This window comes from Kaistia terrae (assembly GCF_026344005.1).
Classification (GTDB): Bacteria; Pseudomonadota; Alphaproteobacteria; order Rhizobiales; family Kaistiaceae; genus Kaistia; species Kaistia terrae.
This window is the reverse complement of sequence record NZ_JAPKNH010000005.1, coordinates 65120-87323: the sequence shown is the minus strand read 5'-3', so window position 1 is coordinate 87323 and position 22204 is coordinate 65120. Positions and strand designations below refer to the sequence as shown.

The window sequence follows — 22204 nt, the reverse complement described above, 5'->3', positions numbered from 1 at the left end:
CGAGCTGCGCGAAGCAGCCCCCGATTGCGCGACGACAAGGCCGAAGTGCCTCGGTCGCGTTTCAAGCTGTATGGCGGCCAATGTCATGCGCCAGGATGACAAGGCGGGGCCGGGACGCATGCGATGATGCCTCAGGTAAATCGAACCTGGAGGCTCCGATGGACGTGTCCAGTCTTGTCGCCGTGCATATGCCCAGGGAACGTCGTCCCACCAAGATGAGCTCGTCGGACGAGGACAGATACTACCGCGATCAGATCATGCGGCCACGCCCGAGCGTTCGCATGTTCGGGTCGATCGCCGCAAGCATCTGCGTGATCCTGCTGCTGGTCAGCGTGGCTCAGCTGTGAGGCGCCGTCATGCCCTGAAATCAGCGTGCTATGCTGCGCAAGCCTTTGCCATGGGGAACCGCCAGATGGACGAGCGCGAGGCTGAGAGGACGGCTGTTCTGGCGGTGATCCGCGCCGAAACCGAAGCTTGGCTGCAGCGCGATTTCGAGGCGCTGGCGAGCCATTGGTTGCAGTCGCCACAGACCCGCCGGATGGAATACTTCGCCTCGCTCGGCGTCCGGGTCGACGAAGGCTGGGACCCGATCGCTGCGCGGCTCAGGAAGATCGTGGAAAGGTTCCCCGACAAGCAGGCTTTTGCGGGGCGCGTGCACTGGGAGAAGGTCAATGTGGTCATCGACGGCAACGTGGCCTGGGTGACCTTCGATCAGATCGGCAGCGACACCGGCGAGGATCGCAAGCGCCAGCTCCGGATTCTGCACCGGATCGACGGCGTCTGGAAGATTGCCTGCATGGTGATGATGGAGGGCGACATCGAGGCGGCCGACTGCCCGCTGATCGAGGTCGACGAGCATGCGCGGATCCTTTGGACCAATCGGATGGCGCGCGAGCGAATGCCGGGCCATCCAGGGCTGGTCGTTGCCGCCGGTCGCCTGCGCGCTCGGCGTAGCGAACACGACGTCGCATTGCGCGACGCGGTTCGCTTCGCCCATATCGAGCTTCAAAGCCAGCGACCGCTAGTCGTCGCGCCGAAACAGGCATGGGCGGTGACGCTCGGCGAGGACGCGACTGGCGTTCCTCTCTACTGCTGGGTTCTGCTCGAAGACGGCAAGGCGCTGATCTCCTTTGACGATGCCCAGACGGTCGAACGACGGATCGCCGGCGCGCGGGAGGTCTTCGGTCTCTCGCCGGCACAGACACGACTTGCTCGTTTGATCATCAATGGCGAGGACGTCGCAGCCGCGGCCAAGCGGCTCGGGGTGAGCGTCAACACGGTGCGAACCCAGTTGCAGCGCATCTTCGACAAGACCGGCGTGCACAGCCAATCCGCCTTGGTCCGCGCGCTGTTGAGTGTTGAAGCACCGACCAAATAGGACGCCGCGCCGTGCTCATCGGGGGCGCGCAGGCAAATAGGTGGTGCAGTACGCTGCACGGAGCCATCCAGGACACCACAGCCCCCGGTCATGGCCCTCGCGAATTGCGTCGAGCCGAGCCAACACCAAAAGCCACCGACCGATGGGGCAAGAGGATAAAAGGCCAGGCGGCCGGTCCGCTCGCCAGGTGGAAGTTCTCGACGAACGGCCTCGCTTTGTCCGCGTCTCCATGGATGAGCGTCATCCAGAATGCTGGCGCCAACCCGTTCGCGGGCCGGCGCCAGAGAACGAAGCGCGTTGGCAACCACATCAAAATCGGCGCTGTCAGAAGCGCGCAGCTAGAAAAACCCGACAGGGCAGCCGTTCGTTCGCGGCGACGGCCGATAAGGCAAACGGCTCATGCTGGTCGCACGCGCGGAACATACTTCTCACGCTTGAGAAAACGGCCTTCACCCGGTGTACCGACATAGTCGCGGTCCTCGACGATGACCTTGCCGCGCAGCACCACCGTCTTCGGCATGCCCTTGACGCTCTTCCCCTCATAGGTCGAGTAGTCCATGGCGTTGTGCATGGCCGACTGGGTGATCGTCATCGACGCTTCCGGATCCCAGATGACGATGTCGGCGTCGGAGCCAACCGCGATCGTGCCTTTCTGCGGGAACATGCCGAACACCTGCGCCGGCCGGGTGGCGACCAGGTCGACGAACTGGGTCAGCGAGATCCGGCCCTGATTGACGCCCTGATAGACCATCATCAGCCGCTCCTCGACGCCGGGCGCGCCGTTCGGGATCAGGCGAAAATCGTGCAGGCCTTCATCCTTGTGGCCCTTGTAGAGCCAGGAACAGTGATCGGACGACACCGTCTCGAACACGCGATTGGCGAGCGCGTTCCAGAGGATCTCCTGGTCCTTGACCTCGCGTGGCGGCGGCGTGAACACGAATTTCGCGCCTTCGAAGCCCGGCCGGTCGAGATCATCCTTGGTCAGATAGAGATATTGCGTGCAGGTCTCGGCCAGCGCATCGACGCCGCGCGCCTTGGCGCGCATCAGTTCGTCCAGCGACTCCTCGCAGGTCATGTGCACGATGTAGATCGAGGTGCCGACGATCTCGGCCATCGCGATGGCGCGGGCGGTCGCCTCGGCCTCGACGCGCGGCGGGCGGCTCAGTGCATGATATTTGGGCGAGGTCTTGCCCTCGGCGATGAACTTGTCGCGCAGATAATCGGCCGCGTCGCCGTTCTCGGCATGCACCATGACCAGCGCGCCGGAGTGCTTGGCCTGCTCCAGCGTCTTCAGCAACGTCACGTCGTCGATCATGTTCATGCCGCGATAGGCCATGAACACCTTGAACGAGGGGATGCCGCGCTCGGGCAGCGTCAGCAACTCTTCGAACACGCCGTCATTCATGTCGAGGACGATGACATGATAGCCATAGTCGATCGCCGCCTTGCCTTCGGCGCGCGCATCCCATTTGGCGATCGCCTCGGCCAGCGTGCCGCCGCGGTCCTGGGCGCAGAAATCGACGATTGTCGTGGTGCCGCCGCAGGCCGCCGCGATGGTGCCGGAGCCGAAATCATCGGCCGATTTCGTTTCCATGTTGTTGGAATCGATATGGGTGTGCACGTCGACGCCGCCCGGCATGACATAGCAACCGGCCGCATCGATGACGCGTGCAGCCTCGCCGAGGTCCCCGCCGATCTGAACGATCTTGCCGTCCTTGACGCCGAGATCGGCTCGCGAGATGCCACCGGCGGTGACGATCGTTCCGTTTTTGACGATGAGATCCATCGACAGTCTCCAGATTGGTTTCAGGGGGGCGGCGGCCGCCCGCGTGCGGGGTTGAATGCAGGGATCGTTCCACACCGAAGCGCCGGCAGCAGGCGGATAGACGCAGGTCTTGCACGGCTGGGATCGCGGAGGGTCATTGCGGGACCACATCCAATCCTCCACCATTCCGGCCTCGGCGGACAAAGATGATTCCGGTCCTGGCGACTCCCACGTCACGGCCCGGCGGCTTGACAGGTTCAGTTGATTTTTCTACTAAGAGAACCAAGTTCTCTAAATGAGATTGATCGATCTCGAAACGTCGGTCAAGAATATTTGCGGCTCGACCGAGCCCGCCGGCATGGGCCAGCGGCTCGCGGCGGGCGCCGTGCCGGTGAAGGAACCCGCAGTGCCGAAGACACCCAAGCCCGCCGCGCCTGACAAGGCGGCCAAGTCAGACACGGTAAAGCCAAGCGGCGCCCTGGCGGCGGATGCGACGCCCGTCGTCTCTCCCTCGCCCTACACGACCTCGCTGCAGCAGGACGGTTCGCGCTGGCTGCTCACCGCGCAGGACGACGCGCCGCCGCGACGGCCGGCGCCCGGCCTGGTGCCGGCGGTGGAAAACGCCATCGCCATCATCAACTACATCAACCACACGCCGCCCCACCTCGCCTCGCTGACCGAACTGGCGACGACGCTCGGCATCACCAAGAGCCACTGCCACTCGATCCTGAAGACGCTGGTGCATTTCGGCTGGCTGCGCCTCGACAGCCGCGCAAAGCTCTACGAACTGAATTCCGGCCTGTTCGCCAGCGCGTCGTCGCTACTGGGCGCGCCGATCCTCGACCGGATCCGGCATGAACTGGGCAGCCTGGTGCAGCGCATCGGCTTTCCCGCCGTGCTGGCGCAGCCCCAGGCCGACGATTCCTTCGTCGTCGTCGACAAATTCAACAGCTTCCAGGCGATGGAAGTGTCCTATCCGATTGGCCATCACCTGCCGCGCGACGCACCGGCCAACATGCGCGCCTACCTTGCCTGGAAGTCGCCGGCCGAGATCGACCAGTGGCTGGAGAGCTGGCAGCCGCGCCGCTACACCAGCACCACGCTGATGAGCGCTGACCTGCTGAAGGCCGAGATCGCCGCCACCCGCAAGCGCGGCTATGCCCGCAGCATCGGCGAACTGACCGAAGGCCTGATGGCGCTCGGCATGCCGATCTTCGACCGCTATGGCGAAGTCGCCTATGTCTTCACCTGCTCGGGGCTGCTGTCGACCGTGGCACCGATCGAAGAGGCACTCGCCCGCGAGATCATCAACACCTCGATCGCCATCAACCGCGCCGTTCTCGGCCGCATGCCGGCCGACTTTCCCAGCCTGTAGCCGCAGATTTCCGTGCTGTCGTGCGAGCTACCCAGCGAAGCCATGCCTTCGCCGGGAGCGGACCGCCATGGCCGCGCCAACCCCTGCGTCGCCATTTCCTGAGCATGGCTGCATCAATTTTCCGCAAAACGCAGTCGACGGATTTCGCCTGATTGACAAGCGAGAAAGGCTCGATTTAACTGCATGTACTGTATGCGATACAGAATTCTACATAAAGAACATCGCATAGGGAAATCCACTGACCAGTAGGGCGTCGGCCGCAACGGCCGGCATACGGAGGTTCAACACATGATGGAAGCTACCCGTCGTAGGCTGCTGAAGGGCGCTGGCGCGCTCGCCGTGGCCGGAGTGATGGCAACCGCGGTCGGCCTTGGCGCCACGGGCGCGGCATTCGCCGAAGGCAAGACCCTGAAGATCGGCCAGCTTGGCGTGATGAGCGGCGCCGAGGCCTCCTGGGGCCTGGTCAACAAATACGCCGCGCAGGCAACCGCCGAGATGTGGAACGCCAAGGGTGGCGTCGACATTGGCGGCGAGAAGTACAAGATCGAGATCGTCTCGGTCGACGACCGCAACGATCCCAAGCTGACCGTTTCAGGCGCCGAGCGCCTGATGGGCCAGGAAGGCATCCGCTATGTCATCGGCTCCAACACCGATGTCACCGCGACCAGCATCCGGCCGATCGCCGAGAAGTACAACGCGATGTACTTCCCCTATGCCTCCAGCCGCAGCCTCTATACCAAGCCGGCTGAGAACGCCGTGATGGGCATGGTCGCGAGCTATCAGGTCGCCCCGGCGATCCTCAAGCTGCTCAAGGCCGAGCGTGGCGTGCAGAAGGTCGCCTTCGTCGCCCGCAACGACAGCGATGGTCTCTCCAACCGCGACGACGCGGTCAAGGCCGCCAAGGATCTCGGCCTCGACGTGGTCAGCGCCACCGCCACCTACGAGGCGAACGCCACAGACTTCTTCCCGGTTATGTCGAACGTCGTCGGCACCGCGCCGGACCTGATCTTCCTGCCGGCTTCCGCCCCGTCCAACACGCCACTGCTGATGCGCGCCGCCCGCGAGCTCGGCTATGCCGGCTTGTTCGCCAGCGATTCCGGCCAGGACATCAAGGTGATCAACGAGATGGCCGGCGACGCCGGCAATGGTCTCGTCTCGATCGGCGGCGCCTCGGCCGACGCGATCCGCAGCGAATACATGGACGACTTCATCAAGGCCTACACCAAGGTCGCCGGCGAGTGGAACGACGAAGCCGGCACCAAGGTCTATGCGCTGGAAGTGATCCTCGCGACGCTGCAGGCAACCGGCCCCTCCGCCATCGAGGACACCAATGTCTTCAAGGCGGCGATCCCCGGCTTCTCGATGAAGAACCCCTTCCTCAAGGAAGACAGCAAGCTGACCTTCACCGGTGAGGCGGATTACGGCCAGAAGCGCCAGATCGGCGTGCCGCTGGTTCTGACCGAGACCAAGGACGGCCAGTTCACGACGCTTGCCATCGGCCAGGTCGACTGATCCATCCCTGACGACATCTTCCCAGCGCGCTCGATCGAGGAAACGCCATGGAACAAATCCTGGTCAACGGGGCCATTCTTTCGGCGAACTATGCGCTGATCGCGCTGGGTATCACGCTGATCTTCGGCATCATGAACGTCCTAAACTTTGCCCATGGGCAGATGTTCATGATCGGCGGTCTGATCGTCTACACCGTCTGCGTCGTCTTCAAGCTGCCTTATGCGGTCGGCCTGCTGGCGGCGGCGGTGATAGTCGGGCTGATCGGCATGCTGCTGGAGCGCACCCTGTTCCAGCGCGTGATGCGGATCTCCAGCCGCGAGGAAAACACCATGCTCCTCGCGGTCGGCACCGCCCTGCTGCTGGAAAACATCGCGCTCTATGTCTTCGGCGAGAAGCAGCGCGGCATCCCGCCGATGGTCTCCGGCGTCTACCGGCTCGGCAGCGCCTTCCTGCCCGCCAACCGGCTGCTCGTCTTCGCCATCTCGCTGGCGCTGATCGCCGCCGTGCTGCTCTTCGTCAACTTCACCCGCCAGGGCCGGGCGATGCGGGCGCTGGCGCAGGACCGCACGGCGACGATGCTGATGGGCGTCGACGTCAACCGCATCAGCATGCTCGGCTTCGGCCTCGGCGCGGCGCTGGCCGGCATTGCCGGTGGCCTGCTGATCTCGGTCTCGGGCGTCAATGCCGGCATCGGCACGGCGATCTCGACCAAGGCCTTCATCATGATCATGATCGGCGGCGCCGGCGTGATCGGCGGCGCCCTGCTTGGCGCCGTGGCGCTGGGGTTCGCCGAGGCGATCGGCTACGCGCTGTTCCCAGGCTCCGTCACCTATCTGCTGATCTTCACGGCGCTGATCCTGTTCCTGCTGATCCGGCCGCAGGGGATCATGGGCAAGCCATGGGGCTAGGCGCGCCTCAGGGGTGTTTCCGCCCTTCTCCTCTTCGTCTCCCCTTTCTTTCGATCGAGCTGCAAGGACGCATCCATGGCGACCTCCACTGAAGCGGCGGGCATGATCGGGGCCACGTCCCCCGGCAGCCGCAGGGCGCTGATCGCGATCCTGCCGCTCGCGATCCTGCTCTATGCCGTCGTCCCGTTCATCCTGCGCGGCCAGCCCTACTGGCTGAACGTGATGACCAACGCTGCCATCCTTTCCTTCGGCAGCCTCGGCGTCTGGGTCACCTTCGCCATCGGCCGGGTCAACATCGCCCAGGGCGCCTTCGCGCTGCTCGGCGGCTACACTACGGCGATCCTGTCGACGGTGTTCGGCCTGTCCTTCTGGCTCTGCCTGCCGCTGTCGGGCGTGGTTGCAGCCCTCGTCGGCACGCTGATCGGTTGGCCGCTGCTGCGGCTGCGCGGCATCTATTTCGCCATGGTGACGCTGAGCCTGACCGAGGCGATGCGGCTGCTGTTCCTCAACACGGTGACGCTGCATGACGGCGGCGGCGTGCTCAACATCCCGCGCCCGGCCGGCATCGACACGCCGCTCGATTTCTACCTCTTCGCCGCGACCCTGCTTCTCGTCGGCTACCTCGCCGTCTGGCGCCTCGCCGGCAGCCGGATCGGCTGGGTATTCCGCTCGATGCGGCAGAACGAGGAACTCGCCATGTCGATCGGCATCAACGTCGCGCGCTACCGCGTCTTCGCCTTCGCCTTTTGTTCGGCGATGGGCGGCATGGCCGGCGCCTGCTTCGCCAGCCTGCAGCAGAACATCTATCCGGCGACCTATACGGTGACGGATTCGATCAACTTCATGCTCTATTGCTTCCTGGGCGGGCTCGACTTCGTGCTCGGACCGATCGTCGGCACCTTCGGCCTGATCATCGCCTTCGAACTGCTGCGTTCGATCCAGGAATACCAGGCGCTGCTCTATGGCGCGCTGATGATCCTCGTCATGCTGTTCCTGCCGAACGGCGTGCTCAGCCTGCCTTCGATCATCAGGCGGTTCTGGAGGTCGGGCCGATGAGCTTCCTCAAGGTTGAAGGCCTGACCAAGCGGTTTGGCGGACTGGTCGCGGTCAATGGCGTCTCCTTTGACGTCAATCAGGGCGAGATCCTCTCGGTGATCGGCCCGAACGGCGCCGGCAAGTCGACGCTGTTCAAGCTGATCGGCTCCTTCATGACGCCGAGCGCCGGGCGGGTGCTGCTCGACGGCGCGGTGATCAGCGGGCTCAGCCCGCACAAGGTCGCGCGCACCGGTGTCGTGCGCACCTTCCAGGAAACCACGGTGTTCAAGGAGATGACGGCGCTGCAGAACGTCGTCGTCGCGCACCAGCTCGGCCATTCCGCCGGTCCGCTCGGCGCCTTCTTCGCCAGCCCCGCCGCCCGCGCCGACGATCGGCGCTCGCAGGAGAACGCCGAGGAAATCCTCGGCTATCTCGGCCTCGGCCATGTCCGCGATGAGCTAGCCCGCAACCTGCCGCATGGCTATCTGCGCACGCTCGGCATCGCCATCGCCATGGCGGCCAGCCCGCGCATCCTGCTGCTCGACGAGCCCTTCGCCGGCATGAACCCCGAGGAAACCAACCGCGCCGTCGACATGGTCGAGGGCATCCGCCGCCGCGGCATCACCGTCCTGCTGGTCGAGCACGACATGCGCGCCGTCATGCGGATCAGCGACCGCATCGTCGTCATCAGCTTCGGCTCGAAGATTGCAGAGGGAACGCCAGCGGAGATCCGGGACAACCCAACCGTCATCGAGGCCTATCTCGGCCAGGACGACGAGACGATCGGACACTGAGATGGCGGGCACCAGCATGCGTTACTTCGAGGCCCGCGGCCTGACCGTCAACTATGACAGGGTCCGCGCCATCGCCGACGTCAATCTCGCCTTCGACGAGGGCCAGGTTGCCTCCCTGATCGGCGCCAATGGCGCGGGAAAGAGCACGACGCTGCGCGCCATCACCGGCCTCGTGCCGCTCGCCGGCGGCGAGGTCTGGTTCGACGGCGCACGCATCGACCAGCTTCCAGCGCCGCGCCGGGTCGAGATCGGCGTCGCCATGGTGCCGGAAGGTCGGCGCGTGTTTCCGCAGATGAGCGTGCGCGACAATCTGCTGATGGGCGCCTATGCCCGCAAGGATCGCGGCGCCATCGCCAGCGACCTCGAGCGCATCTTGGTCCGTTTCCCGCGCCTGAAGGAAAGGCTGCGCCAGGGCGCCGGCACGCTTTCGGGCGGCGAGCAGGAAATGCTGGTCATCGGCCGTGCGCTGATGTCGAAGCCGCGCCTGCTGCTGCTCGACGAACCCTCGCTCGGCCTCGCGCCGCTGGTGGTGCGCGACATCGCCCGCCTGATCATCGAGGTCAATCGCGACGAAGGCATGAGCATCGTGCTGGTCGAGCAGAACTCGCGCATGGCGCTCCGGGTCAGCCAGTACGGCTACGTGCTGGAGACCGGACGCGTCGCGCTGGAGGGGCCGTCCGACAATCTTCTGAACGACCCAAAGGTCAAGGAACTCTACCTCGGCGGCTAGTCCGCCTCCCCCATTGAAGGATCGAGGATTTACGACATGAGCAGGAAGATGATTCTCGCCGTTGGCCAGCAGGGACCGATCCAGCGCGCCGACACGCGCGTGCAGGTCGTGGCGCGGCTGATCGAGATGCTGAAGGAAGCGAAGGCGCGCAATGCCGACTTCATCGTCTTCCCGGAACTGGCGCTGACCACGTTCTTTCCGCGCTGGTATTTCACCGACGAGGCCGAGCTCGATTTCTTCTACGAGACCGAGATGCCGGGCCCTGCAACCCGGCCGCTGTTCGAGAAGGCGAAGGAACTCGGCATCGGCTTCAGCATCGGCTTCGCCGAGCTGATCGTCGACGGCCCGACAAAGCGCCGCTTCAACACCTCGCTCGCCATCGACAAGTCGGGCAAGATCGCCGGAAAGTATCGCAAGATCCACCTGCCCGGCCACAAGGAATATGAGGCCTACCGGCCGTTCCAGCATCTCGAGAAGCGCTATTTCGAAAGCGGCGACCTCGGCTTCAATGTGAATGACGTCGATGCCGCCAAGCTCGGCATGTTCATCTGCAACGACCGCCGCTGGCCGGAGACCTGGCGCGTCATGGGCCTGATGGGCGCCGAGATCATCTGCGGCGGCTACAACACTCCGCTGCACAACCCGCCCGTGCCGCAGCACGACCAGCTGAGCTCGTTCCACCATCTGCTGTCGATGCAGGCCGGCGCCTACCAGAACGGCGCCTGGGCCGCCGCCGCGGGCAAGGTGGGCATCGAGGAAGGCTGCATGCTGCTCGGCCATTCCTGCATCGTGGCGCCGACCGGCGAACTGGTGGCGCTCACCAACACGCTGGAAGACGAGGTGATCACGGCCGCCGTCGACCTCGATCGCTGCCGCGAGATCCGCGAAAACATCTTCAACTTCGCGCTGCATCGCGAGCCGAAGAACTATTCGATCATCACGGAAGTGCAGGATCGGTAATGCGCATTGTCGTGCTCGGCGCCGGGGTGATCGGCGTGACGACGGCCTGGTATCTGGCCGAGGCCGGCCACCAGGTCACGGTGATCGAGAAGAACACCTCGGCCGGGCACGGCACCAGCTACGCCAATGCGGCGCAGATCTCCCCGGCGCTGTCTTCGCCATGGGCCTTTCCGGGCCTCATCGGCAAGGCGGCGTCGTGGGTCTTCGCCAAGCATGCGCCGCTTGTCGTCAGCCGCATGCCGGATGCCGCCATGAGCCAGTTTCTCTGGCGGATGTGGCGCGCGTCCAGCCTCGACCAGTACATCGCCTCGAAGCGCAACATGGTCCGGCTCGCCGAATATTCGCGCGATTGCAGCGATGCGCTGCGAGACGAGATCGCGATTGAATACTCTGGGCGCCAGAAGGGGCTGGTCGTCACGTTCCGCGACGCGGCGCAGGCAGAGGGCTACCGGCGCGACCTCGCCGTGCTCGACGAACTGGGCGTGCCGCATCGAAGCCTCGGCCGCGACGAGCTGCTGGCGCTAGAACCCAATATCGACCCCGCGCGCAGCGGCGTCATCGGCGGCGTGCTGCTCGAAACCGACCAGAGCGGCGACTGCTTCCAGTTCACGCAGGCGCTGGCAAAAGCCTGCGCGGCGCGCGGCGTCGCCTTCCTCTATGGCCGCGCGGCGGAAAAGCTCGTGATCGAGCGGGACAGGGTGATCGGCGTCGTCGCCGGGGCAGAGACGATCGAGACGGATGCCGTCATCGTCGCCCTCGGAATCTGGTCGAAGGGCCTGCTGGAACCGCACGGCATCCAGGTGCCGATCTATCCGGTGAAGGGCTATTCGCTGACGATCAAGGTGGATTCAGACGCCATTGGGCCGATCAGCACCATCACCGATGAATCGATGAAGGTCGGCCTCACCAACCTGAAAGACCGCATCCGCGTCGGCGGCACGGCGGAACTCGCCGGCTATGATTTCTCCAGGCCGGAAAAGCGCTATGCCGGCCTGATCGCCTCGCTCAAGGGCTTGTTTCCGCGCGTGCCCGACGCGGCAATCGCCTCGGCCGAGCGCTGGTCCGGGCTGCGCCCTGTCACGCCGGACGGCCCCCCGCGCATCGGCGCCTGTCGCTATTCCAACCTCTATCTGAACAGCGGCCACGGCACGCTGGGCTGGACCATGGCCTGCGGCTCCGGCAAGGCGCTCGCCGACCAGATCTCCGGCAAGCGCTCCGACGTCGATCTCACCCCCTTTGCGCCCCATTGACCCAACTCCGAGGCACCGCGATGAAGATCAAGGTCATCAACCCGAACACCACCTGGACCATGACCGACAAGATCGGCGAGGCGGCGCGCGCCGTCGCGGCGCCCGGCACCGAGATCGTCGCAGTTTCGCCCGCCATGGGCCCCGTCTCGATCGAGGGATTCTATGACGAGGCGTTTGCCGCCATCGGCGTCATCGACGAGGTTCGCAAGGGCGAGGCAGAAGGCTGCGACGGCTACGTCATCGCCTGCTTCGGCGATCCGGGCCTCGCCGCGGCGCGCGAAGTCGCCCGCGGACCCGTCATCGGCATCGCGGAAGCCGCGATGCATGCCGCCAGCCTGATCGGCAACGGCTTCACCATCGTCTCGATGCTGGAGCGGACGCGGGCAACGATGGAACATCTCGTCCACGCCTACGGCATGAGCCACAAGTGTCGCAACATCCGCATGACTGACCTGCCGGTGCTGGAACTGGAAGAAGAAGGCTCCAACGCCCGCGCCATCATCGTCGAGGAATGCCGGCGGGCGCTGGCCGAGGACCATTCCGACAGCGTGCTGCTCGGCTGCGGCGGCATGTCGGACCTGATGGCGCATATCACGAAGGAGATCGGCGCGCCGGCGATCGACGGCGTCTCGGCGGGCGTCAAGCTGGTCGAGGCGCTGGTGTCGCTCGGCCTCGGCACGTCGAAGCGGCAGGCCTACGCCTACCCGGTCGAGAAGGTCTATACCGGCAGCTTCAGCCAGTATTCCGTTCCCGCCAGGAAGGCCTGAGCCGATGCGGGCGATCATTCTCGACCGTCCAAGCGAGGACTTCGACGCGCTCCGGGTCGGCGAGATGCCGAAGCCGGAAGCGGGACCGGGCGAGGTCCTGGTCGCCGTCGCCTATTGCGGCTGCAACTTCGCCGACACGATGATGCGGAAGGGGATCTATCCCCATCCCAAGGGCTATCCCCTCGTCGCGGGTTCGGAGCTGTCGGGCGTCGTCGCAGCGGTCGGCCCCGGTGTCGACGGCTTCGCGGTCGGCGACCGGGTGGCCGGCTTCGTCGAGAACGCCGCGAGCTTCGCCGATTATTGCGTCGCGCCCGTCGAGCGGCTGGTGATCGTTCCGGCCGCCATCGACCTGAAGGTCGCCGCCGCTTTCTTCGTCCAGTCCCTGACCGCCTGGCACCTGTTGCACAATGTCTCGAAGGTCCAGTCCGGCGATACCGTGCTGGTCCATGCGATCGGCGGCGGCGTCGGCCTCTATTTGACCCAACTGGCCGCCATGGCCGGCGCGACTGTGCTTGGAACGGTTGGCACCGCCGGCAAGGAGCAGCGCGCGCTCGACTATGGCGCGTGCTTCGTCGTCAACCGCGGCGAGACCGATTTCGTCAAGGCGATCCTCGCCTTCACCGGCGGCAAGCCCGTCGACAAGCTGTATGATTCCACCGGTGGCAGCATCCTCGATCGCAGCTTCGGGCTGATGCGCGGGCTCGGCCATGTCGTCAGCTATGGCGAGGCGGAAGCGAAGCCCTTCGACAATCTCTGGGGGCAGCTGGTGTTGCGGTCGCTGACCTTCACCCGTTTCCATCTCGGCCATGTCGACTTCGCCTCGCCGATCTGGCAACGCGGCGTCGAGACGGTGTTCGGCGGCGTCGCCAACGGCACGATCCAAGTCCCGATCGAGCAGGTATTCGCCTTCGAGGACGCCGCCGCGATGTACCAACGGCTCGAATCCCGCCAGGTCGCCGGCAAACTCGTGCTCGCCGTCGACCCGACGCTCTGAGACGCGGCCAACCGCCCCGCAAGAACAGAAAATCCAGAGGGAAACACCATGGAACTCGACCGCAGGACGAAGGGCATCCCGGGCCTGAGCGACACCTTCGACAGCGCCGACATCGCCGGCAAGGGCTGGAACGTGCTGCGGCAGGACATGCCGCTGCCGCTGGCGCTGCTGCGCGAGACGACGCTCGATGGCAACGCCGCCTGGATGCGCGCCTTCTGCGAGAATTCCGGCGTGTCGCTAGCCCCGCATGGCAAGACGACGATGTGCCCGCAGCTGTTCCAGCGCCAGATCGCCGACGGGGCCTGGGCGATCACGCTCTCGACCGCGCATCAGGTGCAGGTGGCGCGCGAGAACGGCATCAACCGCATCCTCGTCGCCAACCAGCTGGTCGACCCGGCCTTCATCGACTATGTCGCCGACCAGTTGGCGACCGATGCCGGCTTCGATTTCCTCTGCCTCGTCGATTCAATCGCGGGCGTCGAGATCCTCGATGCACGCGCAAAACAGCGCCTAGGCGCGCGCCGGCTGGGCGTGCTGGTCGAGATCGGCGCGGCCGGCGGCCGCACCGGCGTTCGTTCGACGCAAGAAGCCTTCGCCGTCGCCCGCGCCGTGAAGGCGTCGAGCGTGCTCGAACTGCGCGGCATCGAGGGCTTCGAGGGATCGGTGCCGGGCGCCACGTCGACGAATATCGGCCCGGTCGAGCGCTTCCTCGACGCCATCCGCGAAAGCGTGCTCGCCGCCGACGCCGAAGGCCTGTTCACCGGTGACGAGATCGTGCTTTCGGCCGGCGGCTCCTCCTATTTCGACCTCGTCATCGACCGCCTCGCCGGTATCGAACTGTCGAAGCCGGTTCGGCTGGTGCTGCGCAGCGGCTGCTACATCGCGCATGACGACATCCTCTACACCGATCATTTCGCGCATATCCGAAAGCGCTCGGAGCGGGCCAGTCACACGCATGGCAGGCTGGCGCCGGCAATCGAGGTGTTCGCCTATGTGCAGTCGATCCCGGAAGCCGGCCTCGCTTTGCTGACCGCGGGCAAGCGCGACCTTTCCTACGACGCGCACCTGCCTGTGCCGCGCAAGCATTTCCGCCCCGGCCGCGACACCGCTCCGGCTGAGCTGGCGGCGGGTTACAAGATCGAGGCGCTGAACGACCAGCACGCCTACATGCGCTTCCCGGAAGGCGCGGATCTCCGCATCGGCGACATCATCGGCCTCGGCATCTCCCACCCCTGCACGACCTTCGACAAATGGGACGTGCTCTACGGTGTCGATGACGACTACAACGTCGTCACCGCCTACAAGACCTTCTTCTGATAAGCGCGCCGACTTAGCCGATCAGGTGGTCGCAGCCTCAAGAAAGGATTCAGAAACACACATCGCCCAATGGGAAATAGCCCTGAAGGACTATGCGGCGCCACTCCGGTCACTGCTGGTCAACCAGATCATGGGTCGACGACGTCGAGGAGGTATTGAACCCGATCTGGAGCGAAAAGCGCGGGAATGCGATGCGACTCCGCGGCCGCAGGGCGGCATTGGCCCATTCGATCGGCGATCAGGTGGAGCAGGCCTACCGACGTAGCGATGCACTTGAACGGTGCCGCGGGCTTATGGACGCCTGGGCGCGGCTCTGAGGGGCGGCGAAGGTAGCCAATTGAAGGCACGGCCCGGATAGGCTTCAACCGCCCACACGTACGAGAACCTTGGTATTCCTGTACAATCCTTGGCTGGCCACTGAGGGGTAGAAGCGGAAGTGCCAAGCGAAATATCGCTCGTTGCTCCCCTTAAACACCCAACACGGTGTCGCCATGCGCATCTTCCTGATCTGCCTCACGCTCTCAACAAGCCTTGGAGGTCTCGCTGGCTGCACGAGTGATCCCAACTCTCCGGCCATTCAGGCGTTGAACAATCCGCCCAATGCCTGCGGACCGGGTGGAACGCGTGACATCAACGCCTGCTGATCGTCGATAAACTGAATCCGAGCACGCAATTACGTGCTTGCGTTCAGGCAAGAACAAACTGGACGACCGGTCAGGCTCAGTTTCGAGAAGCATTCTTGAATGCCGCGGCCGGCATCCTTCAGCACACGCCAGTTCGGTACATCGCTCACGAAGACTTTGCGCAGCACTGGCGCTCGGCGCAGATGTTACCATTGCGTCAGTCGATCAGCACCTTGATCATGGCGACGACCGCTTCCGCCCCGAGAACCGTCGACCGCCTGGAGAAACCTCCCTCTTGGACAGATTCATTGCAGCCGCAACGCATCCATCTTCCAACGCAACGCACGTTTAGCAGCCTGGCGTGAAACTAAGGCCACCCCGCGCTCGGTCCGGATCATGAGCGGCAGGTCCACCAGGCGTGGCTCGAAATGCAACTCCTTCGTCGCGCCGTCGCGGATCGAATCGTTCAGGCCATAGCGACTCATGTGGCCGCCATTGACCGAGGCGATCGCCTACATCGTCTCGGCACGGATCCGCTTGAAGGGAGTCGACCGAGGTCGCGGCCCAGGCTGACACGATCGCAGGGCTGCTCCGTCGACTGAAGAGTTCCCTGCGCTTCCGCCTCACGAACACCTCGTCGCGCACTCAACGCCTCAACGTCAGCTTGACAGAACTACTTGCATTGCTAAGATCAAAATAATGAAACATGAGTTTACCAGATGAATTCAATAACGGATGGGGATCGATATTCGATCCGGGCCGTCGATCGGGCGATCGACGTGATCCAGTGCCTGGCGGAGCGCGAGGAAGCGTTGACCGCCGATGACATCACGGCCGCCACCGGCTTGCCCAAGAGCACCGTGTTCCGTGTTCTGGCGACGCTGGTCGGGCGCGGTTTTCTGGAGCGTGATAACGATCGCCAGACATTCAGCTTCGGTACGCTGGCGCTGCTGGTCGGAATGCGCGCACTGGGCAATCTCGACGTCCAGCGGGTCGCGCGGCCCTTTATCGAACAATTGACCGATGCAACCGGCGAGACGGCCCACCTCTCGGTGCTGAATGAGCAGTCGGCGCTCTGCATCGACAAGATCGACAGCAAGCGCTCGGTGCGGATGTCGTCGTTTGTCGGCTTCCGTGATCCGCTGCATTGTAGCGGCGTCGGCAAAACGCTGCTCGCCTTCCAGGACGATGCTGTGCGCGAGGGACTGATCGCCAGGATCGGCTTCGAAAAGCACACCGAACGCACCATCACCGAGCCCGAGGCGCTGCGCGCCCATCTGCGCGAGATCGTGGCGCAGGGCTACGCGGTGGATCGCGAGGAAATCGAGGAAGGCCTTTCCTGCGTGGCCGCGCCGATCCGGGATCATACAGGCAAGGTCATCGCCGCGATCAGCAATTCGGGGCCGACCTATCGCCTCGACGACGCGGCCATCCGCGATCTCATCGCGATAGTTCTCGCTCACGCCAACCGCATTTCGACCGCGCTTGGATATCTCCCCAGGAGACCTGCCCCATGATCATAGACGTCCATACCCACACGCCGCAGTTCCGCGAGCATGTTCCCGCCGACAAGCTGGTGATGAACACGACCTGGCGGCCCGATAGGGCCGTGGCGGCAAACTACAGCTGGAACGACTACATGGCGGCCATGGGGCCGGTGGACAGATCCATCGTCTTCGGCATCGCCTGGGAACCCGGCGAGCGCGTCGGCGGCACCAATGGCGTTGGCGATGCCGGCGATGTGGCCGATGGCGTCAACAATTCAACGGCCGCCTTCGTACGGGCCTTTCCTGAACGGCTGATCGGCTTCATGGCCGTGCATCCGCATGACCGCAAGGCCATGGACGAGATGGAGCGCAGCCGCGTCGACCTCGGCCTGCGCGGCGTGAAGCTTGGCGCCAACTACCAGATCTTCGATCCGCTCGAGAGCCGGGCGCTGGCGATCTACCAGTATGCCGAAAAGCACGGCTTGCCGGTGCTGTTCCACATCGGCACCTCGGCGGTGCGGATGGCGCCGATGGTCTCGGCGCATCCGCTCGTCGTCGACGAGATCGCCATGCGCTACCCGGATCTCAAGATCATCATGGCGCATATGGGCCATCCCTGGACGGTCGACAGCGTCGTGGTGGCGCGCAAGCATCCCAATGTCTTCACCGACATCTCAGGCCTGTTCTACCGCCCCTATACTTTCTACGAGGCGATGATCAAGGCGACCGAGTGGAACATCCTCGACAAGGTCCTGTTCGGGTCGGATTTCCCCATCGCAACCCCGGCTGAGACCATTGCTGGCCTGCGCAACATCAATGCCATCCTCGAGGGAACCAGCCTGCCGCGCGTTCCTATCGACCGGATCGAGCAGATCATCCATCGGGATAGCCTGTCGCTGCTCGGTCTGAGCTGAAACCACGGGATCAGACACTTCCATGAACTTCCAGAAATCCGCCGAGACCTATGAGCGCGCGACCCGGGTGATCCCGGGCGGGGTCAATTCCGCCACGCGGCGCCTGGCGCGCCCGATGGCATGGGAATGGGCCGAAGGCGCCTATATTCGTGACGTCGACGGCAATACGTTCCTCGATTACCACGCTGCCTTCGGGCCGATTGTGCTTGGCCACAAGCATCCGGGCGTCACCGCCGCCGTCGCCGAAGCGATCGAGGGCCTCGACATGGTCGGCATCGGCGTCACCGAGCGCGAGATCCTGCTGGCCGAGAAAGTGGTCGAGCACGTCCCCTCCGCCGAGATGGCGCTGACCTTCTCGACCGGTTCAGAAGCCACCTATATGGCGGTCCGCCTGGCGCGGGGCGTCACCGGCCGTACCAAACTGATCAAGTTTCAGGGCACGTTCCACGGCTGGCACGACTACCTGCTGATGAACATCATCACGCCTGCAGAAAAGATCGGCCAGAAGGACCCGGGCTGCGCCGGCCAGTTGGCCGATGCCGTCGAGAACACGCTGATCTGCCGCTTCAACGACCTCGACTCCGTCGAGCAGGCGATTGCGGCCAATCCCGGCGAGATCGCCGCGATTTTCCTTGAGGCTATTCCGCACAATATCGGCTGCGTGCTGCCGACCCAGGCCTTTGTCGAAGGACTGCGCCAGCTCTGCGACGTGCATGGCATCATCCTGGTGTTCGACGAAGTTATCACCGGCTTCCGCCATGGCTTGGGCGGCTACCAGGCCAAGCTCGGCGTCACGCCCGACATCACGACCATGGCCAAGGCGATCGCCAATGGCTACCCGTGCGCCGTGATCGCCGGTCGTCGCGACCTGATGATGCAGTTCTCCACTGCGCCCGGCGGCAAGGTGTTTGTCGGCGGCACCTATAACGGTCACCCGGTCGGCTCGGCCGCGGCGCTGGCCACCATCGCCGCCATGGAAGACGGATCGGTACACAAGCACCTGTTCGCGCTCGGCGATCATGCCCGCAACGGCATCCAGTCCATTGCCGATCGGCTCGGCATCCAGATGACGGTCGGCGGCTACGGCTCGGTGTTCACGCCTTATTTCATGGACGGCCCGATCGACCGCTACGAAGACCTCCTGCGAAACGACAACGCCAAGGACGTGGCGTTCCGCTCGGCCATGGTCGACCAGGGCATCTTCATGCTGCCGATGGCGCTCAAGCGCAATCACATCAGCGCGGCCCATACCATCGACGAGGTCGAGCGCACGCTCGATGTCGCCGAAACCGTCCTCAAGACATTGCGCTAGAGCCGGAAATTGAGGGAGGGGGTACAATTGCAACACGCTGAAACCACACAGGGCAGGCCATTTCTGGAAGCCCGCAACATCGGCAAGCGCTATGGCGGTCTGCACGCCGTGCGCGATGTCAATCTGTCGATTTATCCCGGGGAGGTGATCGGCATCGTCGGTGACAATGGCGCCGGCAAGTCAACCTTCATCAAGATGCTGGCCGGCGACCATGAACCGACCTCGGGTGAATTGCTGATCGAGGGTAGGCCCGTTCGCTTTTCCAATCCGCGCGATGCCAAGCAGGCGCAGATCGAGACCATCTACCAGGACCTTGCCCTGTGCGAGAACCTGTCCGTGATGGACAACATCTTCCTGGGACATGAGCTGACCCGCAATCCGGTGCTGCGTCTGTTGCAGCGCAACAAGATGCACATAGAATCACGCGTGCTGCTCGATGATCTCGGCATAGGCATCCCGTCGACGCATGAGCTGGTAGTCAATCTGTCGGGCGGCCAGCGCCAGGCAACGGCGCTGGCGCGCGTCGCCAAGGCCGGGGCGAAGCTGATCATCCTCGACGAGCCGAGCGCTGCACTCGGCGTGCGCGAAACCAGGGCCTTGCTCGACCTGATCCTGCGCTTTCGCAGCCAGGGCAAGTCCATCCTCGTGATCAGCCACGAGATGCGCGACGTCTTCGAGATCACCGACCGCATCGCGATCTTCAAGCGCGGCGAGCTGATCGCCATCAAGCGCACCAAGGAGACGACTCCCGACGAGATCGTCTCGCTCATCATCCGCGGCCGCCAGTAAGTCAGGATCTGCAATGACCCAATCCGTCACCCAGCCTGACCGCAACGCGGGCGGCTTCAACCTGTTCGGCTTCGCGCGCAGTCAAGAAGGCGTGGTCGTCTTCCTGCTGGTCGCGCTGATGATCGTCGTCGCGGTGTTCAGCGCCGCCTCGCCGTATTTCTTCGACGTGCGCAACGGCATGAATATCGGCCGTGCCATCTCGATCATTGGCATCGCCTCGGCCTTCACAACCCTGCTGATGATCGCCGGCGGGCTCGACCTGTCGATCGGCGCGGTGATGAACGCCGCCGGCGTGGTCGCCGCCATGGTGCTTACCCAGACCAATCTCGGCGTCGGCGGGGCAATCGTTGCCGCCGTCGCCGTCGGCGCGTTGGTCGGCTGGGTCAACGGCATGTTCATTGCCAAGCTCGGCATCAATCCGTTGATCATGACGATCGCCATGCAGTTCGTGGTGCGGGGCCTGACGCTCGGCTTTTCGGCCTCGGCCTCCAAGGTCATCGTCGATCCGACGTTCCTGGCGATCGGGCAGAGCTATTTCCACATCGGACCGCTGGCCATCCCGGCACCGTTGCTGTGGATGCTGCTGACGATGCTGGTGCTGTGGTTCGTGCTGCGTTTCACGCTGTTCGGCAAGTATGTCTACGCCGTCGGCGGCAAGGCCTCGGCATGCCGTCGGGCCGGCATCAACGTCAATGTCATCACCATCCAGCTGTACATGCTGAGCGGCATCGGCGCGGCGCTGGCCGGCGTGGTGCTGGCGGCGATCCAGGGCGCCGGCATCCCCTATGGCGCCGGCAGCGAGCTCAGCGTCATTTCCGCCGTCATTCTCGGCGGCGTCAGCCTCGCCGGTGGCATCGGGCTCATCGAGGGCACGCTCGTCGCCGTGCTGCTGGTCGGTGTGCTCAAGAACGGCATGACGCTGATGGGGATCAGTTCGGTCTTCCAGATGGTGGCCGAGGGCTTGGTGCTAGTCGGTGCCGTGACACTCGATCGCCTCAAGAGAAGGCTCTGAAGAAACCGGAAGTCGCGAACAAGAAACGCCGGCACCCCGTCGATGGTGCCGGCGCCAAAAAAACAACAATCGACACATCAACCAGAGAGGATGACATGTACAAAGCAGCAGGACTGGCGGCCGCGCTGGCCGTTTCCCTTCTCGGCGTCGCGCCCATCGGCGCGGCGATCGCCCAGGACGCAGCGGCGAACCCGACGCTGACTCAGGATCCCGGCAATCCGAGCCAGGCCCGTCACTGGGTCACGTATGACGCCGGCGCCGGCGCTTACCGGGTCGATCCCAGCGCTTCCGGCGATACCATCGGCTGGAGCGCCGCCAAGGCCGCCAAGGCCGCGGACGGCGCGCTGATCTGCTTCACGGCGGAAAGCGAAGAGTTCGACTGGGATGTGGTGCTGGTGAACCCGAGCATGCGACGGGCTGCCGAGGCCGCCGGTGTCGAGCTGTTGCTGCTCAACAACCAGTATCCGAGCACGACCAAGCCGATCGAGAACGCCGATATCTGTGTGCAGCGCGGCGCCGATCTCGTCGTCTCGTTCAACGTGTTCTCGGAAATCGCCCCGGCGATCATGACCAAGTACAACGAGGCAAAGATCCCGGTCATCGCCATGGACGTGGCGCATCCGGGCTCGGTGTTCTACGGCGCCGACAATTGCAAGACCGGTGCACTGGCTGCCCAGTTCGCCCTGCAATGGGCCAAGGACAAGAACTGGCCGCTTGACCAGCTGCAGGTCGTGGCTGGTGTCGACCCCGCTGTCGGCGGCGCGCCGAACTGCCGCAATACGGGCTTTGTCGACGCCATCAAGGCGGCTGTGCCGCAGCTGCCCGCCTCGAACTACTATGATGTCGACATGCGTACGGGCGAGCTCGGCCCGGTCGCCGGCGCCATCGCCGCGACCACCGATTGGCTGACCGCCCATCCGGATGCCAAATACATCATCGCCACCTCGATCAATGACGACCGCGCCTATGGCATCGCCCAGGCGATGAAGCAGGCCGGCCGCGGCGATGCGGCTGTCGACGGAATCGTCGTCGGCAAGAATGCCGAGAAGGTTGCGCTCGACGCCGTGCGTGCCGGCGACACGCCGCTGGTCGGCACCGTTTCCTTCTTCGGCAACAAGTATGGCGACGACGTCATTCCGCTGGCGCTCGACATCCTGGCCGGCAAGCCGGTGCCAAGCATCGTCAGCGTCGCCCATGAGGTGATCAGCAAGGCCAATATCGACACCCACTATCCGCAGTAGTCGGTCGCCTTCCAATCCGTCGTAACGGGCGCGGCGCCGGC

21 protein-coding genes are annotated in these 22204 nt (G+C 64.4%); 19 read left to right on the top strand and 2 right to left on the bottom strand.

The features are described from left to right. The first annotated feature begins 158 nt into the window (after positions 1-158). Together OSH12_RS15490 and OSH12_RS15485 are read left to right on the top strand one after the other, a co-directional pair. Positions 159-347: a hypothetical protein gene (locus OSH12_RS15490; protein ID WP_266344489.1), complete on the top strand. Its 189-nt coding sequence runs from the start codon at positions 159-161 to the stop codon at positions 345-347. 65 nt (positions 348-412) lie between these two features. After that, positions 413-1378, top strand: coding sequence for a helix-turn-helix domain-containing protein (locus OSH12_RS15485; protein WP_266344488.1), 966 nt, complete (start codon positions 413-415; stop codon positions 1376-1378). 397 nt (positions 1379-1775) lie between these two features. Here OSH12_RS15485 and hydA read toward each other — a convergent pair whose 3' ends face one another. Next, positions 1776-3164 (bottom strand): dihydropyrimidinase, encoded by a 1389-nt coding sequence (gene hydA, locus OSH12_RS15480; RefSeq protein WP_266344487.1) that lies wholly within the window; start codon positions 3162-3164, stop codon positions 1776-1778. Between the two features lie 274 nt (positions 3165-3438). Here hydA and OSH12_RS15475 point away from each other — a divergent pair, with 274 nt between their 5' ends. From OSH12_RS15475 to OSH12_RS15425, 11 genes are all read left to right on the top strand, one after another. Then, complete coding sequence (locus tag OSH12_RS15475; protein WP_266344486.1) at positions 3439-4518, top strand: IclR family transcriptional regulator; 1080 nt, start codon at positions 3439-3441, stop codon at positions 4516-4518. Between the two features lie 288 nt (positions 4519-4806). Beyond that, positions 4807-6030 (top strand): ABC transporter substrate-binding protein, encoded by a 1224-nt coding sequence (locus OSH12_RS15470; RefSeq protein ID WP_266344485.1) that lies wholly within the window; start codon positions 4807-4809, stop codon positions 6028-6030. A gap of 47 nt (positions 6031-6077) precedes the next feature. Continuing rightward, on the top strand, positions 6078-6938 hold the full coding sequence (locus OSH12_RS15465) for a branched-chain amino acid ABC transporter permease (RefSeq protein WP_266344484.1): 861 nt from the start codon (positions 6078-6080) through the stop codon (positions 6936-6938). 75 nt (positions 6939-7013) lie between these two features. Beyond that, on the top strand, positions 7014-7994 hold the full coding sequence (locus tag OSH12_RS15460) for a branched-chain amino acid ABC transporter permease (RefSeq protein ID WP_266344483.1): 981 nt from the start codon (positions 7014-7016) through the stop codon (positions 7992-7994). Next, on the top strand, positions 7991-8767 hold the full coding sequence (locus tag OSH12_RS15455) for an ABC transporter ATP-binding protein (RefSeq protein WP_266344482.1): 777 nt from the start codon (positions 7991-7993) through the stop codon (positions 8765-8767). The genes OSH12_RS15460 and OSH12_RS15455 overlap by 4 nt, the downstream gene beginning before the upstream one ends. A gap of 1 nt (position 8768) precedes the next feature. Next, entirely contained in the window at positions 8769-9497 is a 729-nt protein-coding gene (locus tag OSH12_RS15450; protein WP_266344481.1) for an ABC transporter ATP-binding protein, read from the top strand. 36 nt (positions 9498-9533) lie between these two features. Continuing rightward, a complete protein-coding gene (locus OSH12_RS15445) occupies positions 9534-10457 on the top strand; it encodes an N-carbamoyl-D-amino-acid hydrolase (RefSeq protein ID WP_266344480.1) in 924 nt (307 codons plus the stop codon). Next, a complete protein-coding gene (locus OSH12_RS15440) occupies positions 10367-11707 on the top strand; it encodes a D-amino acid dehydrogenase (protein ID WP_323180675.1) in 1341 nt (446 codons plus the stop codon). The genes OSH12_RS15445 and OSH12_RS15440 overlap by 91 nt, the downstream gene beginning before the upstream one ends. A gap of 20 nt (positions 11708-11727) precedes the next feature. After that, the gene (locus OSH12_RS15435) at positions 11728-12474 is read left to right on the top strand and encodes an aspartate/glutamate racemase family protein (RefSeq protein ID WP_266344478.1); all 747 of its coding nucleotides are present in this window, start codon (positions 11728-11730) and stop codon (positions 12472-12474) included. 4 nt (positions 12475-12478) lie between these two features. Next, positions 12479-13468, top strand: coding sequence for a quinone oxidoreductase family protein (locus OSH12_RS15430; protein ID WP_266344477.1), 990 nt, complete (start codon positions 12479-12481; stop codon positions 13466-13468). A gap of 48 nt (positions 13469-13516) precedes the next feature. Then, positions 13517-14785 carry an amino acid deaminase gene (locus OSH12_RS15425; protein ID WP_266344476.1) on the top strand — a complete coding sequence of 423 codons (1269 nt, stop codon included), beginning with the start codon at positions 13517-13519 and terminating at the stop codon, positions 14783-14785. Between the two features lie 928 nt (positions 14786-15713). Here OSH12_RS15425 and OSH12_RS15420 read toward each other — a convergent pair. Continuing rightward, positions 15714-15893, bottom strand: a complete 180-nt coding sequence (locus tag OSH12_RS15420) for a hypothetical protein (RefSeq protein WP_266344475.1) — start codon at positions 15891-15893, stop codon at positions 15714-15716. 234 nt (positions 15894-16127) lie between these two features. On the opposite strand from OSH12_RS15420, the gene OSH12_RS15415 reads away from it, so the two are divergent. The 6 genes from OSH12_RS15415 (at position 16128) to OSH12_RS15390 (ending at position 22163) form a co-directional block, all read left to right on the top strand. Continuing rightward, positions 16128-16925: an IclR family transcriptional regulator gene (locus tag OSH12_RS15415; protein ID WP_266344474.1), complete on the top strand. Its 798-nt coding sequence runs from the start codon at positions 16128-16130 to the stop codon at positions 16923-16925. Then, positions 16922-17809, top strand: a complete 888-nt coding sequence (locus tag OSH12_RS15410; RefSeq protein ID WP_266344472.1) for an amidohydrolase family protein — start codon at positions 16922-16924, stop codon at positions 17807-17809. The genes OSH12_RS15415 and OSH12_RS15410 overlap by 4 nt, the downstream gene beginning before the upstream one ends. A 22-nt stretch (positions 17810-17831) precedes the next feature. Further along, positions 17832-19121, top strand: a complete 1290-nt coding sequence (locus OSH12_RS15405) for an aspartate aminotransferase family protein (protein WP_266344471.1) — start codon at positions 17832-17834, stop codon at positions 19119-19121. A gap of 27 nt (positions 19122-19148) precedes the next feature. Further along, positions 19149-19910: an ATP-binding cassette domain-containing protein gene (locus OSH12_RS15400; RefSeq protein WP_266344470.1), complete on the top strand. Its 762-nt coding sequence runs from the start codon at positions 19149-19151 to the stop codon at positions 19908-19910. A 13-nt stretch (positions 19911-19923) separates the two neighbouring features. Beyond that, on the top strand, positions 19924-20922 hold the full coding sequence (locus OSH12_RS15395) for an ABC transporter permease (RefSeq protein ID WP_266344469.1): 999 nt from the start codon (positions 19924-19926) through the stop codon (positions 20920-20922). Positions 20923-21017: 95 nt separating this feature from the next. Continuing rightward, entirely contained in the window at positions 21018-22163 is a 1146-nt protein-coding gene (locus tag OSH12_RS15390; protein WP_266344468.1) for a sugar ABC transporter substrate-binding protein, read from the top strand. The last annotated feature ends 41 nt before the right edge of the window (positions 22164-22204 follow it).